The 16,866-nt window shown below is 41.1% G+C and carries 12 protein-coding genes and 1 pseudogene; 5 read left to right on the forward strand and 8 right to left on the reverse strand.

Annotated elements, in window-relative coordinates; genetic code table 11:
- Positions 1–44 precede the first annotated feature (44 nt).
- A complete protein-coding gene (locus J8Z28_RS13765; RefSeq protein WP_250659640.1) occupies positions 45–1,001 on the forward strand; it encodes a methylenetetrahydrofolate reductase in 957 nt (318 codons plus the stop codon).
- Here J8Z28_RS13765 and J8Z28_RS13770 read toward each other — a convergent pair.
- The 3 genes from J8Z28_RS13770 to J8Z28_RS13780 form a co-directional block, all read right to left on the reverse strand.
- The gene (locus J8Z28_RS13770) at positions 998–1,966 is read right to left on the reverse strand and encodes a sensor domain-containing diguanylate cyclase (RefSeq protein ID WP_062564879.1); all 969 of its coding nucleotides are present in this window, start codon (positions 1,964–1,966) and stop codon (positions 998–1,000) included. The genes J8Z28_RS13765 and J8Z28_RS13770 overlap by 4 nt on opposite strands.
- A 48-nt stretch (positions 1,967–2,014) precedes the next feature.
- On the reverse strand, positions 2,015–3,250 hold the full coding sequence (locus J8Z28_RS13775; protein WP_062564878.1) for a DEAD/DEAH box helicase: 1,236 nt from the start codon (positions 3,248–3,250) through the stop codon (positions 2,015–2,017).
- Between the two features lie 95 nt (positions 3,251–3,345).
- Positions 3,346–4,047, reverse strand: a complete 702-nt coding sequence (locus J8Z28_RS13780; RefSeq protein WP_062564877.1) for a DUF3581 domain-containing protein — start codon at positions 4,045–4,047, stop codon at positions 3,346–3,348.
- A gap of 639 nt (positions 4,048–4,686) precedes the next feature.
- On the opposite strand from J8Z28_RS13780, the pseudogene J8Z28_RS13785 reads away from it, so the two are divergent.
- The 3 genes and pseudogenes from J8Z28_RS13785 to J8Z28_RS13795 form a co-directional block, all read left to right on the forward strand.
- A pseudogene (locus J8Z28_RS13785) lies at positions 4,687–4,986 on the forward strand (DUF3019 domain-containing protein); the annotation flags it as partial.
- A complete protein-coding gene (locus tag J8Z28_RS13790) occupies positions 4,986–5,675 on the forward strand; it encodes a response regulator transcription factor (protein WP_054560845.1) in 690 nt (229 codons plus the stop codon). The pseudogene J8Z28_RS13785 and the gene J8Z28_RS13790, both read left to right, overlap by 1 nt.
- Entirely contained in the window at positions 5,672–6,862 is a 1,191-nt protein-coding gene (locus J8Z28_RS13795; RefSeq protein WP_062564875.1) for an ATP-binding protein, read from the forward strand. Before J8Z28_RS13790 ends, J8Z28_RS13795 begins: the two co-directional genes overlap by 4 nt.
- Here J8Z28_RS13795 and J8Z28_RS13800 read toward each other — a convergent pair.
- Together J8Z28_RS13800 and J8Z28_RS21865 are read right to left on the reverse strand one after the other, a co-directional pair.
- Complete coding sequence (locus J8Z28_RS13800; protein ID WP_062564874.1) at positions 6,846–7,688, reverse strand: MipA/OmpV family protein; 843 nt, start codon at positions 7,686–7,688, stop codon at positions 6,846–6,848. The genes J8Z28_RS13795 and J8Z28_RS13800 overlap by 17 nt on opposite strands.
- Before the next feature lie 331 nt (positions 7,689–8,019).
- Positions 8,020–13,341, reverse strand: coding sequence for a S8 family serine peptidase (locus tag J8Z28_RS21865; protein WP_062564873.1), 5,322 nt, complete (start codon positions 13,339–13,341; stop codon positions 8,020–8,022).
- A gap of 262 nt (positions 13,342–13,603) precedes the next feature.
- On the opposite strand from J8Z28_RS21865, the gene J8Z28_RS21870 reads away from it, so the two are divergent.
- Positions 13,604–13,732: a hypothetical protein gene (locus J8Z28_RS21870; protein ID WP_269407463.1), complete on the forward strand. Its 129-nt coding sequence runs from the start codon at positions 13,604–13,606 to the stop codon at positions 13,730–13,732.
- Positions 13,733–13,856: 124 nt separating this feature from the next.
- Here J8Z28_RS21870 and gltX read toward each other — a convergent pair whose 3' ends face one another.
- The 3 genes from gltX to J8Z28_RS13825 all read right to left on the reverse strand — a co-directional run bounded on the left by gltX (position 13,857) and on the right by J8Z28_RS13825 (position 16,819).
- Positions 13,857–15,341, reverse strand: a complete 1,485-nt coding sequence (gene gltX / locus J8Z28_RS13815; RefSeq protein WP_054551203.1) for a glutamate--tRNA ligase — start codon at positions 15,339–15,341, stop codon at positions 13,857–13,859.
- 80 nt (positions 15,342–15,421) lie between these two features.
- Entirely contained in the window at positions 15,422–15,781 is a 360-nt protein-coding gene (locus J8Z28_RS13820) for a glutathione S-transferase N-terminal domain-containing protein (protein ID WP_054560852.1), read from the reverse strand.
- A 66-nt stretch (positions 15,782–15,847) separates the two neighbouring features.
- Complete coding sequence (locus J8Z28_RS13825) at positions 15,848–16,819, reverse strand: GGDEF domain-containing protein (RefSeq protein ID WP_062564872.1); 972 nt, start codon at positions 16,817–16,819, stop codon at positions 15,848–15,850.
- Positions 16,820–16,866: the final 47 nt, after the last annotated feature.

Here is a 16,866-nt window from a genome sequence, read left to right on the forward strand (position 1 = left end):
TATATTATTTGTCATAGACATTAGCACGAGCTGGAATGAGGATTATGGCTTTATCATTACAAGAGAAAATTGAAGACACCAATCAAGGCGTCTACCTAATTGGTACCACACCACCAAAGTCAGGTACTGATAAAGCACAGCTTGAGACCATTGCTCAGAAGCTACTTGGTCGTTTACACGAAATTGAATACGATGGTGTAATCATCTACGACATTCAAGATGAAAGTAGCCGTATTGCAAACCCGCGTCCTTTTCCGTTTAAAGAAACGGTAGATCCCCGTGAATACAGTCAGTTACTACGTAGCTTGTCGCAACTTGATGTGATCACTTATAAAAGTGTTGCCCAGCGTGGAGAAGCAGAGTTTACCGAGTGGTTAAACGAAACACGTAACGACTTTGAACTAAAAAACTTAGTGTTAGTGGGTAGTCCATCATCTCATGGCGATATCAAATTAAGCCTACCTGATGCATATAAAACGCTGGCAAAACAGAACAATGATGTATTTTTAGGTGGCGTTACTATTGCAGAGCGTCATGCCAGCAAACGCAATGAACATGAGCGTTTAGTTGAAAAAACAGCACAAGGTTGTAAGTTTTTCATCTCGCAAGCGGTTTACAATGCTCAAGCAACGATTGATTTGATCACTAGCTATGCGCGTAGCTGTAAAGCACAAGGCACAACACCAAAACGCATTATTCTAACGTTTACCCCTTGTGGTGGTGAAAAAACCTTAGAGTTTATGGAATGGTTAGGTATCTCAGTACCAGAAGCAACTAAGTACCGTATGTTAGATTCGGCAAATACATTGAGTGAATCAGTGCGTATTTGCCGTGAGAATCTCGACTTAATTTTACAAAGCTGCGCACATTTAGATGTACCGCTAGGTTTAAATATTGAGAGCTTAACCAATCGTAAAGAAGAAATTGATGCGTCAATTAACCTTTATCGTTTACTTAAAGCAACCATGGAATTAAACCTAGCTGAGAAGCAAATAGCTTAACGTGCAGCCTTAGAGGCTTGCTTTTTCTCATACATGTCTTCATCTGCTCGTTTTAATAGCTCAGCAAAGTTTTCTTTTGGCTGAGCTATTACCCCTGAACCAATACTTAAGCTCGTGACAGGAATGCCCCTCTTCTCTAAATTCACTTGGAAAGTGGTGTTTAGCTTATCAGCGATGCTGTCTACGCAATCACCGGGCTGAACTTGCAATAACGCAATAAACTCATCACCCCCTAAGCGGCCGATAATATCGGTTTCACGTAGGCATTCTTTCATCGTGTCAGCTAAACAAATCAGTGCGAGATCGCCCACTTCATGGCCATACGTATCATTGAGTGGTTTAAAGCTATTTATATCGATAAATAAACAACTAATATCAAAACCAAGACGTTTCGATATATTTAATTTATGTTGGCAAAGCAGATCTATTGCACGGCGGTTATAAATATTAGTGAGTGAATCGAGCATGGCAATTTCACGCATCTGCGTAAAGTTGTCTAACAGTGCAAGGTCATCTTCAACCATATCGCGAAGCTGCTCGATTAGTTCTAAAAAGCTCTGTTGATAATGGGTTTGTTTAAAATCCATAACACAAAAGGTGCCAAACGGATCACCACTTGGCCAGCTAATTGGCACCCCAAGATAAGACTCAAAACCATCTTTTACCAGTGGGCTGTCATCCCATTGACTATCTTGACTGGCGTGATCAACATAAAGCGGTGCCATGTCACGCAGTACTTTTTTGCAGAAGATATTATCGTCGGCGCTTAATTCAGCCCCGGCATCATAGGGATTTTCTTGTTGCTCACTGGAGACGATAATACGATAGACATCATCTGTTTTATGAACGATGAAGCCTGCGGGAGCAGAAAACAACTCGGTCATGAGATCAATTGTTTTCTGCCACTTTTCTAAGGAGAACTGTTTATCAGCGCGGCGGAACGTCCATTTATTCTCTTCTAACATACTAAACTCTCAACTTTAGCCGGAGGATAGTATAAATATATGCCAGATTTAGGAACGTCTCCTACTTTTTTGCCCTAAAATACGTTTTTTATCACGAGAGCGGCGTGCCTTATTCGTATTTTTACGAACTTGCTTTGGCTCTTTGGTTAAATCAGGCTCATACCCTGGTAACCACTGCGGCGTGAGCCTTGTGTCGAGTAAGATATCTATTTCGTCCAATAGCCACTGCTCATCGATGCTAACCAGCGACATCGCCATCCCTTTCTCGCCAGCACGCCCTGTTCGACCAATACGGTGTACGTAGTCCTCAGCCACATAAGGCAACTCATAGTTAATCACATACTTGAGTGAGGCAATATCAAGACCTCGGGCAGCAACATCTGTCGCAACCAGTACTCTTGTCGCACCTGATTTAAAATTTTGCAGTGCTTTATCACGCGCACCTTGGCTTTTATCGCCATGAATAGATTCGGTTTTTAAGCCGTCTTTACACATTTCTTTAGCAAGCACATCGGCGGTTTGTTTAGTACGAGTGAATATCAGTACTTGCTGCCAATTTTTCATGCCAATCATGTGTGATACCAGCTCGCGTTTACGGTCTTCATCAACCGCATATACTAGCTGCTCAACTTCAACCGCTGCTGAGTTGCGTTTATTCACTTCAACTAATTTAGGATCATTTAATAACTGCTTACTGAGTTTAAAGATGCTGTCGTCAAATGTGGCTGAAAAAAGTAAAGTTTGGCGCTCTTTTGGCACATGGCGCAAGATGCGTTTAATTTCGTCAATAAAGCCCATATCAAGCATGCGATCAGCTTCATCGAATACCAAGGCGTTAATGCTGGAAAGTTTAATACTGCCTTTGATCACATGATCAAGTAAACGCCCTGGTGTTGCCACTACAATCTGCGCCCCTTTTATGGCTTTAATTTGTGGGCCAATACTAGCACCGCCATAAGCCAGTGCTGCTTTTATTTCAGTATGCGCTGCATAACGCTCTACACTTGCAAATACTTGCTGAGCGAGCTCACGGGTCGGCGTTAAAATTAGGACTTTAACGGCATCAGGGAGTACTTCAGCAGATAACAAATTATGCAGTAGTGGTAAAACAAACGCGGCGGTTTTGCCCGTTCCCGTCTGTGCACTGCCCATTACATCTGCACCCGCTAAAATAAGTGGGATTGTTTGCGCTTGAATTGCTGTGGGGGTGTGATAATTCTCTTCTTGCAAGGCTGTTAGCAATGCAGGGTCAAGATTTAATTCTGAAAAGGTCGCTACTGACATAGTCTGAAGTACATTTGGCTATAAAAGCGCTATTGTACGCGGAACATCAGCAACAAAAAAGGCGCAATGAGCGCCCTTTGTAGCAATTGTAAAGATTACGCTGGTTTAAGTGATTCTTTACGTTGATTATAAAAACTAATTAGGTCATCAACTGTTGCTTGGCAATAATCACGAATGCCAGACACAAGCATGTGTTTTTCACCCGACCCTACTTTTTCGCCATTTTCTAACAGGTTGAAGCGAAGCGTGATTTTGCCGCGTTTGCCAGTAAACTCAAAATCAGGCTCAGCAAATTGTAATTCAGGTGCGCTGATATCAAGGCGATCAAGGTTAATCAGCATTGATTCGTAAATCACCATTGGGCGGGCTGGGTTGATCATCACATCCTGCTTCCCCATCAATGGAATAATCACGTGCGGGAAAGTCGTGCCAGAGAACTCAACATAGTTTTTGATTAAGCTATTTGTTAACTCAGGACATTGGCTAATAGCCCCTTCTCGTTTCACTTTTAGCATGACTTTTTCGCCATCGGTGATCGCAAACTCATCAGCCCCTTCAGGGAAAGTCAGCTTTGAATTTTCATCAACCATGCCTGCAAACGTGAATTCCATTTTTTCACTGATGCCATAGCGGTTTAAAACCAGCGAAAAAAGTAAATCGCCCGGCACACAAAACTTTTTGGCATCTTTATCATGTAAAGGATTGAAATCATCAGCCACTAACTTGGCAAAACGACAGCCTTGCTCACGTGAGATAGAAACGTAATCAGCATGTTGCTGATAATAAGGACTTAACATAATTGTTCACTGCTTAAACTACTTATAACCTGACTATACTACCAGATAAAATGAAAATAGAGGTCGAATCTGTTAATTATTAATCACGCGCTCAGCATATGTTTAAATGCATGAGCTAAAATAGTGGTTTTGATAGGCTAAATTTAAATTGTATCAATTTGTACGAAACAATTAACAAATAACGCAGAATAGTAAAGACTAAGGCCCAACTAAATTTAGTGAAAAACTATTAGCTAAAACTAAATATAAATTCAGTTTCCCTTTTAAAACAACAAGCTAACTTTAGAATATAAAGAAAATACGCCAATAGGTTGAAATTACTGGCTTTGCATAGCACCTATTTGTAGCTATAACGATAAATGAGGTATGATAGACACGCTTTTTTATCGTGTAATCGCCACTCATAGGCTGCATAAATAATAATTATAATAAACGGCAAAAAAATGAGTACTCAAAGTGAGTTGGGCAGGTTACATCAGCTTTCGATGGTTATTGTTACTTTGAAGAAAAGACTTCTAAAAAACAGAGACTTGGTTAAATGATAAACCGATTTAGTTGGCTATTACTGTTTTTTTGTCTTTGCTTTTCGTCGCTTTGTTTAAGCGATGACAGTCCCGAGCAACCTTTTTTAAAGTCTCACCCACCGTGTGTGTGACAGATGCAAAACAAAAAGCCTGTGAGTTTAATATACAGATTCATTTTCGTGTTGCTCCCTTTAAAGAACTTTGTTTAGAAATAACTCAGCGTCCTCAGTATACGCAGTGTTACAAACAAGGTGGTTTAATTATCGAGAAATTAACGGTTAAGACTGAGCATCCGCTTACAGTGAAATTAATTGATCCATTGAGCAATCAAGTTGTTAAGCAACAACTACTGTCAATAGCAAGCTATGAAGCTAAAGATTACCGAATAAAACGGCGCTTTGGCTGGAGTTTATAATGCAGCATATTTTTTTAATTGAAGATGATGTGAAATTAGCAAGCTTAATACAAACGTTTTTGTTAAAGCATGGCTATACCATAGATGTATTTAATACTGCCGAGGCGTACCGTAGCAGTGAAATCACCTTCATGCCTTCACTGATCATCTGTGATGTGATGCTACCGGATGGCAATGGCTTTGAGCTAATTTCTCAATTGAAAGAAAAGTACAGTTGCCCTGTTATTTTTCTAACGGCACTGGATTCTGTGCAATCACAAATTAAGGGCTTAAACCTAGGTGCTTACGACTACCTTGTAAAACCCATTAAGCCTGAACTGTTACTCGCCAAAGTTAAAACGATTATCGCCCACACTGTTGGCCAAGATAACTTTTCGCACCAAATTGATATTTTGCGTATCGATAGTAAAAAACGCGATATCTATTTTCATAACACAGCATTGAATCTCAATGAAAGTGAATTTGAGATCATTGCCTACCTTGCGAAAAACACCCCTGAACCGGTTTCTCGTGAGGTATTATTCAAGCATGTTATTGGCCGTGAGTATGACGGACTTGACCGAGCGATTGATTTAAAAATTAGCCGTTTACGTAAAAAGCTTAAAGAAACCATTAGCGAGCAAAAAGAAACGCTAGATATCAAGTCTGTACGAGGTAAAGGATACAGCTTGGATATTTCAAAAATATGAAGCAACAATTTTTTAAGCTGTACTTAATTATCACGGTAAGCTTAATTGCCTTAGTTTTAGCTTTTGGCCAGCTTTATAATCAGTTTTTTTCTGAGCACATACCGAGTGTGCAAATAAGTGTTGCTGAACTTGCTCAAATAGCTGAGCAAAAAGAAACGAGGATCAGCTCCTTTAACCAAAACGAGCTTGTTTTACCTGATTCATTACAAGCTAAATTCGATAAAGATGGCATTATCAGCGTCACCGAAAACAATCAGCAGTATATATACCTCAAAGGCAATAACGGCAGCATCCAAAAAGTTGGCCCCATTTCTTTGATTTCGCAAGCCAAAACTGACTGGCTTGCTTTTTTTGCCTTTTACTTTTTACTTGGTTCGATGATCTTATTATTCATTCGCCCAGTATTTCGCGATTTGAGCTTATTACAACGCGCAGCTCATCGCTTTAGTAAAAAACCGCAACGCATAGAGCTTGATATAAAACCAAATTCATCTATTGCGCCATTAGCCAGCACCTTCACTCATATGTCTGAGCGCATCAATAAGTTTGTTCAGCTACATAATGACTTATCGCGTATTATTTCTCATGAAATTCGCACTCCCCTTACCCGTATGCGATTTGCTTTGTCGATTGCCGATTTGGAATCTCAAGAAAGTAGCCAAATAGAACGCGATATCGATGAGATTGAATTACGTCTAGAGCAGTACTTATCGTTCGCTCGCTTAGAGCACCAACAAAGTGTGTTTAATCAGGAGAAAGTTAACTTAGCTAAACTGATCAACACAGAAATTGCTAAATTTGATTTATACAAAGAACTCAAATTCATTCCTGCGCTTGAAGTAGACACAGCCTATTGCGAAGCAAGCTTTATGGCAATCGCGGTACAAAACTTACTGATCAACGCCACAAAATACGCAAAACACTCTATCCATATAAGTAGCACAGAACAAGCGGGCTATTACAGTATAAGCATTACAGACGATGGACCTGGCTTACCAATTAATGCGGATGCGTTAATTGAGCCTTTTAAACAAGGTGAAGGAGATAAACTAGCGAGTGGTTATGGATTAGGACTTTATATTGTGTATCGTATTGCCAGTTGGCATGGCGGTAAAATTAGCTTGGCTAACAGTTCGCAAACAGGCGGTGCAGAGATCACCATTAGTTGGCCTAAAAGTGGTAAGTAATTCCCGTAAAACCTGAGAAATAACCGTTTTTATTGATCATATGTGAGTTAGCTAAGTTACTATCAAGCCATGTGTGCTTAAGTTTGAAGTCAAGGCTGAAACTGTCGCTAATAGGATATTCGTAACTTACTTTTAAGTAGAAGTTCGTGGCACTTTCTAAATTGTAGCTTAGTAAACGCGTTTTGCTTTCTGATGGATTAACCGTGTAGTAATAATCGATCAGCTCTTCATTTTTATAATTAATACCCGCCTCAATGCCAGCAGTACCAGAAAACAGTTCAAATACTTGATAGCCGTTTAGCAAGATTTCATAACCATTATGAACATTGGTTACATCATGGACATACGCAGCACTTAACCAGATATTATCATACACGTTTACTGCCGATGACAGCCCCGCCATGTAAGAAAGGTCACGCTCTATAGGCGTTAGGTTAATCGGTGATGCGGTAGGTAATGTAGGTCGCCCAGAGCTCGAACGAACAACACCGGTGGCATAGAGTTTATCTACCCCATCCAGCTCAAAGAAAAAACCATCATCATTAAAGCGCCCAAGTAAATCAACGTAGAAGTTCTCTGTTTCATAGAGGCTGTAGCCAACAGAGAAATCATCGAAATACCAGTTATCACCGTAATAAGCAAAGCTTGGCAGAATTGGCGAAGTGACATCGTCTGCATCAAGTACCGGGTTTTCAATGCCCCCGTAACCCACAGTGATACTGGCATGTATTGTCGACTTTTTAATTAATTGAGGTTGTTTAACATCAGCCTGCGCAAACGCAGTGGATGCAGTTAAACAACATACTAAGCCAAACAATTTCTTCATTAACGCAATTCACCTTTATGTCATAAATAACAATTACTATGACAACTTAATACTACCAAAGAGTCTTTAGTCTTTACTTAATCCGGGACGATCATATCGCTTGCGCGCTTTATTGTATAATTTTTTTGACCAACAAAGCGGCGTAGACTGTTAATTTACGCCCTATCTTCAAACTAACACACTGAAAAAAATATAAAATAGCCTGTACATTTTGCTACATAGGTTTTCAGTTGTTAGTTATTCTTTTTGGTTATTAAAATATACAACACGATTTTCTAGGCCAAAAAAAGGGCCCGAAGGCCCTTTGTCACATAACATACTTAGGGAGTACTTAGCCTCGTTTTACGCGGCGACGAACACCTGCAAAACCAGCTAATAGAACTGTTAACCATGCAAGTGAACCACTTGATGATTTCGCTTTTTCTTCAGGAACAACGGTTGTCTCTTGTGCCGTTACCGTCACAGCTACACCTAGTTCCATCGGTTCAACACCATCACTTACCGTTACAGTAAACTGATGCTCACCAGCCGTTAAACCTGATACTTCAGTGATTGCTGATGTTGGACTTGCGATTGTACCTGGGCCTTCCCATGAGAAAGTTAACTCATCGTTATCTAAATCATGTGATGCTGATGCATCTAGGGTGATAACGCTGCCCTCAGTCACTTGTTGAGCACTCGCCTCAACGGCAACGACTGGTGCATCGTTAACTGCTTCAACCGTTAACATAAAGGTTGTACTTGCAGCATCTGATGGGTATTCAATATCAGATACCATTACAGTTACTTCGGTCTCACCAGAGAAGTTATCATTTGGTGTAATCGTTACTGTATCGCCATCAACTTCATAGGTTACGTCGTCAGAAATTACCGAGATTTCATTCTTCGAGTTCTTTTCATCAATGTGATGAACTTCGAAGCTAATCGGTGTTTCTTCTGTTGTTACCATGTCATCAAGCGCTACCACTGTGATGTTGCCAGGAATGGCCAGTGTTGCTGTTGAAGTCATGTCATTCAGACCAGAGATTGCTGCTTTAGCTGCAACTTCAAGTGTTTGACCTGCTGCAGACGGCGTAACTTCAGCCCAAGCAGTCACTTCAAATTGTGATGACTCTGGACCTACATAGTCCATACACACCACGTAACCATCGCTGATAACTTCATCTAGATTGTTATAAGCGATTTGAATACCACGGTAGTTTTCAAGTGGACCATATTGATACTGTGCACCACGGAAACCTTGCAGACCAATACTACCGGCAGGACGTGTAGACCCATAGTCTAGGTTATCGTATGCATAGTAAATTTCATGCTCACCTTTACCGAAGCGTGTATTTGCATTAAATAACACTTGGAAGTCAAATGAGTTATCACGTTTAGTGTAAGTGTATTTACCTGTTGTGCGGTCATACACTGGATCATCGTAGTCTGATGCGTTATCCCACTCAATAATACCCCAGCCAGTTGTTGTACTTGCTAGTGAAATACCTTCGTTAGACGATAAGCCAACTGACATTACAGAGCGTAATAAGCCATTATCAGTGAACTCCCAGCCACGCCATAATGGACCCATGTTCTCATATGGGAATGAGTTATAAGGGAACGGGTTATGTACTGGGTAGAAGTAACGGCTACCATTAGTATTTACTGTACCCATACCACGAATTTGAATAATCGAGTTTTGGATATTAGTATTTTCAGCATTGTTATAAAGGCTAAATGTGTCATATGCGCCATTATAGAAGCTTGCGATTGGTAATGAATAACCACTGCGAGAGTTATAAAGGTTGTTCTCATCGAAACCAGATAGAATTGGCGTGATACCAAACTCTGATAAATCGACATAACCACCTGGGTTAGAGTTACCAAAATCAGGCGTACGACACATTTCATCAGTGATGTTATCTGTCACGATATAATCAGGTTCAACATCACGAGTATCCGCTTGTGTGCCTGTTACAATCACTTTACCGTCAGCAATTTCAACGTTGATTTCTGATGCTGTTGAAACCATGACATTTTCTGCTTTGATATCCAAACCTGCAGGGATATCAAGCTCTAGTGAGAACTCACGGTCTACACCTGAATTATTCGCTAACACTTCAAATGTGTATGGCACCATATCACCCACTTTTGCACCTGTGTATGGCGCATCAAGGTGTGCAACATCATTGCCACGGTTAAGCTTAAATGGAATAGAACCTAGGTTGCCATGGTTCACAGCCGATGTACCTACATCTAATAATGAGTAGTACACGCTATCGGCATCAAGGTCCATGTCCCAGTCGACTGTCATTTCAACAGTATTTTGACCATCACTTCCTGGCAGACTTGCAGTCATACCTGATGCAACTTGGTCTGACACAACCGCTGTAGCAAGCTCAAAGGTTTCTTCAACTGCATCAACAGACGATTGATTCGTATTATAAGCTACAACCCAATACTCACCTTCTTCAGGGTTGTTTATATTACAGAAGTTTTTATAAATCTTATGGTTAGATACACATAAAATTTCATCTTGTGGCTGAACAATACCATCACCGTTGTAGTCTTTACCTACGTATAAAATAGGGTTACCTACGTTCAAGGTGCCTTCAAGTTCTGACTCAACACCGACTGTTTCAGCAATAAAACGTTTAGAATTAGCTGGCACAGTAACAAACTTAGTAAATGTTGCTTCATCTAAAATATCTGCCGCATCTACATCATCAGTGCGATTCATAGCCCAAGGGAAAGTACGGTCATCGTCTTTTGGTAAAGTTACCGTAGTGATATCTGCTTTAACTGGCTCATATGCACGAGCTACAGGTGCTTCAACGCTAGGTAATACAATACCTTTAGCAACATAAGTCCCTTCATTTGAATGAGCTATCGTCTCTAATGATGATGGTAAGTTACCACGATCATATTTAAACGCCACAGGCCAATGCGCATCAGGGATATCTGCTTCTTCAGCTTGGAAAACAAGGTTTGTATGCAACTCAACTTCAGAGTTACTGAACCAATCTTGAGTATCCATGATTGATGCTTTAACAATGATTGTTTGTGTTTCACCTTTTTTCAGTGTGAAAGTTTTCGGGAAGATATCGATGTTCACACCATTTTGTGCTGTTTGTGTGTTTACATCAAATGCCCAGTTTTCAACATCTTCGTGGCTTACAGTCCAAGTACCATCTTCTGTTGCTTTAATGGTACGAACCCACTGACATTCAGGTGCACATGAGAAATTAACAAGGTTTGGTAAGTTAAGTTTATGTGGCGTACCACCATTGTATGGATCAGCAGCTAAGAAGTTATCAGCTGTTTCATCCATTACAAAACCCGCTTTAGCAGCAAGAGCAACATTGATACGACCTGCGCCAGAGCGATAGATTTTCGCATCAGCTACAACATCACTTTCGCTGTTTAAACGGTGATATTTAACCACGTTTTCAGCAGTCATTGATAATGCAGATTGAATTTCAGCTGCGGTCCACTCAGGGTGAATTTGACGTAGTAACGCCATAGAACCTGCAACATGCGGTGATGCCATCGATGTGCCGCTAATTGCAGCGTAATCTTGACCATGCGGAGTCACAAACGGATGCTCATCAGAGTAAGCCGCGTAAATATCAACACCTGGAGCTGCAAGCGTTGGAGCAAGTACTTCAACATTAGAATAAGACGGGCCTCGTGATGAGAATGTCGCTAACCAATCAGCATCTTCAGCATCAACACGACGTTCAATCACTGTTGGCTTAATAGTGATCATGTGACCAAGTTCTGAGTAGCTATCTACCCAATCTTCTAAGCCATCTTCTGGATAAACGCCATTCCATTGGTCATAGGTAAAGTGAACACCTGGTAATGAATAACCTTCTGCTACAGTACCTTGGTCTCTGTTGCGGTTAAACATGATGAAACCATCTGCACCACCAGCTTTTACGTGATCAACTTTTGCAGTACGCGCATTGGCTGCTGAATCATTTGGATCGTGACGTTGACAGATAACAATAACATTGGTGCTACCATCAGCCGCGCCCGCGATTTCAGTACCATCTTTGTAGAAGTTGAAGGTATTTTCTGGGTAATCTGCTGTACAGTAACCGTTGTAATCTTTAAAGCCATTGACGTCTTCGTAATCTTTAGCCCAAACAACAACACCGGTAATTTCTTCGCTATTAATTGAACCACCAACAAGGCCTGTTTCTGACCAGCTAGGTACTTCTGAACCCAGAGTTTCATCTGCAAAGCCAGCAAATTCAACGGCCGTTTCAACAGCCACAGTGCGACCATGCGTTGTTGCTGCAACTTGTGCAAGCCAAGGTGATGAATTATCTAAATAACCAAAACACTCAGCCGCGCCACATGCTTGACCACTGTTACCTGCTGCCGCGGCAACGTTAATGCCCGCTTCACGCGCTGCTAAGAATGCAAGTTGTACTGGATCGGCCCACACATTTGAATCGGCTCCACCAATTGAGAAGTTGATTACATCAACACCATCAGAAATAGCATCTTCAATACCCGCTACGAGTGCTTCGCCAGGACAGCCTGCGTATTCGTCACTTGATGGGTAACATACTTGATAAGCAATGATATTTGCGTGCGGTGCAACACCTGAGATTTCAGGGAATAAACCTTCTTTTAAGATATTACCATCGGTGTTTTCACCAAAGCTCGGAAGCATAAACGGTACATCTTTAACCACGTTACCAGCTGCTGTTGAAGCTACATGTGATCCGTGACCTTGGTAATCTTCACCAATTGCAGGCCAGCCTGGGATCATGGCATCAAACGCATCCGTGATCACATCATAAGAACGCACACCGATTAATTTATTGTTACATTGGATTTCTTCAGGCTCTTCAACACAGTCACCTACATAAACACCTGGACCAAACGGGTTTTCATGCTCGTAACCATCACCACCTACAGCTGCAAATGAAGGGTGATCTGAGTTAATACCGGTATCGATAATACCAACGATTTGGCCTTCACCTTTACCTTTGATGCCACTTGGAACGCTTGAGCCATCCCAAATTTGATCCGCACCGATATGCTTAGGACCTTCATCAGAAAGAAGATCATAGTTTTTCGAACGCATCACAGAAACAACTGCACCAAGCTCTGCAACGCGCATCGCTTCTTGCTCAGTCATTTTTACAGAGAAACCATTTAATGCTTTAGTGAATTGACGACGCATCTCAGTACGACCAGTCACCGCTGTCACGTTTTGCATTACAGTACGTTGTTTTGAAAGTAGTTTATTTTGATAATCAGTTACGGCAGAGACCGCTGCTTGACCTTTTTCAAATACTTTTGAAACGCCTTGTGCTTGAAGTGATTGTGATAATGGCGAGGTTAAATCGCGGGCTTCAAGTGCCACTGAGTTATCACGTAAACGAATAATATAAACATGCTCGCCATCAATGCCTTCTTCAGCAAATTTATTTGCTTTGCTATTTAGCTGAACATTTAGACCATCGTTTTGTAGCATGTTGCTAGAGTCACCTTGGTTAAACTCTTTGCTAAACGCTTTTACTTCTTCAAATGTGATATTCGGTGCTTTTAATTGGTGTTTAACTTGGTTGTTATCTACACCCACTGCATGAGCAGCACTGGCACTATAGAGAGCTGCGGCAACAGCAATCGAGAGTGTTTTCACTTGCATAAAGTATCCCCTGGATAGTTAGTTAGAGTAATTATTCAAGCTACGTGAAAATCCATTTCACTGCTTGCGACTACAATATAACCACAAGAGGTTTTAAAAATGTCGTACATTCGTGTAGCGTTTTGTACACACTGTTAACATTAAAGTTACTACAGAAGCATCAATATTTCGTTTTTTCTTACAATATTACTGAATATAAAAGAAAAGTGGCGCTTAATACTTAGCTGATGTTGAAGGATTTAGTTGTCTTGGTGAACGCTCAGTGCAATCTGGTGGCTACAGCCCGACTGAGATAAATAGTATTGCTATTGAGCAACTAAAACTTGAAGTAGTAAATAGAGGTGGCAATGGCTACTGGATTGAAAGCTGTAAAGACTTTACCAGTGACTAAAGGTAAGACATATAGTTACTGAGGACTATTTCGCTTTATTTATTACTAAGCAGGCACTTTTAACAGCTACAGCTAAAAACAAAAAACCGAGCATAGAGCTCGGTTTTTGGAAGTTTTATCACGATTATGCTTGTGGATAATCGCGGTATGCACGCTCAATTTTTTTCGCTTGCTTTTTAGACACACCAAGGTGTGCTAGTGCAACACGTAAACGAGCACGTGATAAGTCAGAACCTAAAATTTCCATCGCATCCAGTACTGAAGTTGAAGATGTCTTACCTGTGATAGCCACAAAAATTGGCTCAAGGAAGTCTTTAATCTTCAATTCATGGAAAGTCGCCACTTCTTTTGCGATAGCAAAAATCGCTGGCTTTTCCCAACTGCGTAAACCTTCTAATTGCCAGATGAAGAACTGTAATGCTTGACGGATTACATCTTCATCAGCTTTACCTGCTGTTAATAGCGCAGGATCATAGCTTGGAATACCACCGACAAAGTGACCGGCAAGGTCAACCATATCAGAAAGCGTATTAATACGCGTTTTTGCTTCTGGTAATACTTTAGCGAATAGCTCAGTATTAAACTTCCAATCAACAAAACGTTGCATTAGTTCAGCATCAGATAAGTTTTCACGGATCCACATACCGTTTAACCAGCTAAGCTTATCGATGTCGAAAATAGGGCCACCAAGCGACACACGTTTCATATCAAAGTGTTCAATCATCTCTGCTAACGTGAACTTTTCACGCTCATCAGGCATTGACCAACCCATACGGCCTAAATAGTTTAATAGTGCCTCTGGTAGGTAACCCATTTCTTTGTAGTAGTTGATTGAAGTTGGGTTTTTACGCTTCGATAATTTTGACTTATCTGGGTTACGAAGTAACGGTAAGTGACCTAGTACTGGCGCTTCCCAACCGAAGTCTTCGTATAACTTTAATAGCTTAGGCGCTGAATTGATCCACTCTTCACCACGGAAAATGTGGCTAATTTGCATGTGATGGTCATCAACAACGTTGGCAAGGAAGTAAGTTGGGAAACCGTCAGCTTTAAGTAGCACTTGCATGTCTACATTTTCCCATGGGATCTCAATTTCGCCACGTAGATAATCGTTAAACTTGAACGTGCCTTCGCTTGGGATCTTCATACGGATTACGTAAGGCTTACCTGCTTCAAGATTTGCTTTAATTTCATCTTCAGAAAGATTTAAACCACGACCATCGTATTTAGGGCGTAGGCCTTCGGCCATTTGCTCTTCACGCATTTGGTCTAGTTCTTCGCTCGTAGCAAAACAGTAAAAAGCTTTACCCTGTTCAACTAACTGATGCGCAAATTTCTTATATAAATCGCTACGCTCAGATTGACGGTATGGACCAAACTCACCGCCTACATCTGGACCGTGATCCCAGTTTAAGCCTAACCATTGTAAGCTATCCATAATAGCTTGCTCTGATTCTGGCGTACTACGAACTTGGTCTGTATCTTCAATACGTAACACAAACTCACCGCCTTGCTGCTTAGCAAAACAGTAGTTAAATAATGCGATGTATGCAGTACCTAGGTGCGGGTCACCAGTCGGTGACGGAGCAACACGGGTGCGAATTGTCATGGTTATATCTCTCAAAAGACAATTAAAAATTTGCCCAAATGCTAGCACAGCACGGGCTATAATCGAAGTGAAAAGCCGCTTTATGCAGCGACTTTATCTAAATAAGCAATGATATCGTTTGATTCATACAACCAAGTTACTTGGCCGTTTTCTTCAATACGTAAACAAGGCACTTTCACTTTGCCGCCCTGCTCTAATAGCTCTTGGCGAAATTGCTCGTTACCTTTAGCGTCACGGGTTTCAACTGATAGACCTTGGCGTTTAATAGCACGACGTACCTTCACGCAAAATGGACAGGCTTTAAATTGATAAAGCTTAAATTGTGACGTCACTGAGTCAAGCGCTGCTTGCTCTGCTGCCGGACGCTTTTTACTGCGTGGTGTGAATACAAAATCAAAAAACAAAATGATGCGGCCTAACAACCAACGAACAAACTTCATCTTACCTTCTCATGTGGCTCTAAAAATAGTGGGCAATTTTAACACAGCTAAGCGCGCTGCAACACCTTAAAACAGCTCTATTGAATCATCTTGAGGTTGGCTTTGTTGAATATCTAACTCGGAATAGGCAGTCACGCAATTACGACCACTGTTTTTAGAATGGTACAAGGCCTGATCGGCTTTTTGGACTAGGCTGGCAACCATTTCAAACTCGTAAATTGGCATAAAACCACTACTCACAGTTAAGTTACCGACTTGAGGAAAAGGGTATTCTGCCACACAGCCACGAAAGCGATTAAGGGCATTACGTGCATCGAGCTCGTCACTTGCTTGAAATAACACAGCAAACTCTTCGCCGCCGTAGCGAAAAACGTAATCTTCTATTCGAAAATTATTTTTTAATAACTGTGCTACTAACAAGATCACTTCATCGCCAATAACGTGGCCATAGTTGTCATTTACGCTTTTAAAATGATCAATATCGACCATCGCCAAATACCAATGACGTTGCTTTGAGTCATGGCTTTCATGGCCTACAGCGGCATCGGCTGCAATTTCAATCACTTTTTTATCGAAGGTTTGCCTGTTTAAAAGCTCAGTTAAAGGGTCAAGTTGCGACTTATAAAGTAACGACAGTTGATTCGCGTAGATATTTAGCATGTAGATGGCGAGCATGCTACAGCGCTCTGAAAGCTCTTTTTCAGACTCAATGACCAGTACACCAACCACATTCCCCATGTAATAAATGGGCACATAAGTAGAAATAAAGCCGTAGTTGCGACTGATGCGAATTTTATTGCGGCTGACTTTTTCGATGAGCTCATTGACTTCGTGTTCACTGAGCTCTTCGATAACTGAATCTTTATTTAGCAGCCTTGCAGGCAGGCCTGGTTTGAAAAATTTATTGATATAAATAGCGAAACGAGAGAATTCATCTAATTCACTCACGGCATTGATAAGCGCCTGATCGAGCTCAGGCTCTTCTTCTTGTTGGGTAATTTCTACAACCCAGTCATGTCCGCAAGCGTTAGCCGCCATCTAAAAGTCCCCAAAACTGCTTATTACTTTAGTTTAGTTAACTTTAT

The organism is Pseudoalteromonas sp. SCSIO 43088, from assembly GCF_023650795.1.
GTDB lineage: Bacteria > Pseudomonadota > Gammaproteobacteria > Enterobacterales > Alteromonadaceae > Pseudoalteromonas > Pseudoalteromonas shioyasakiensis.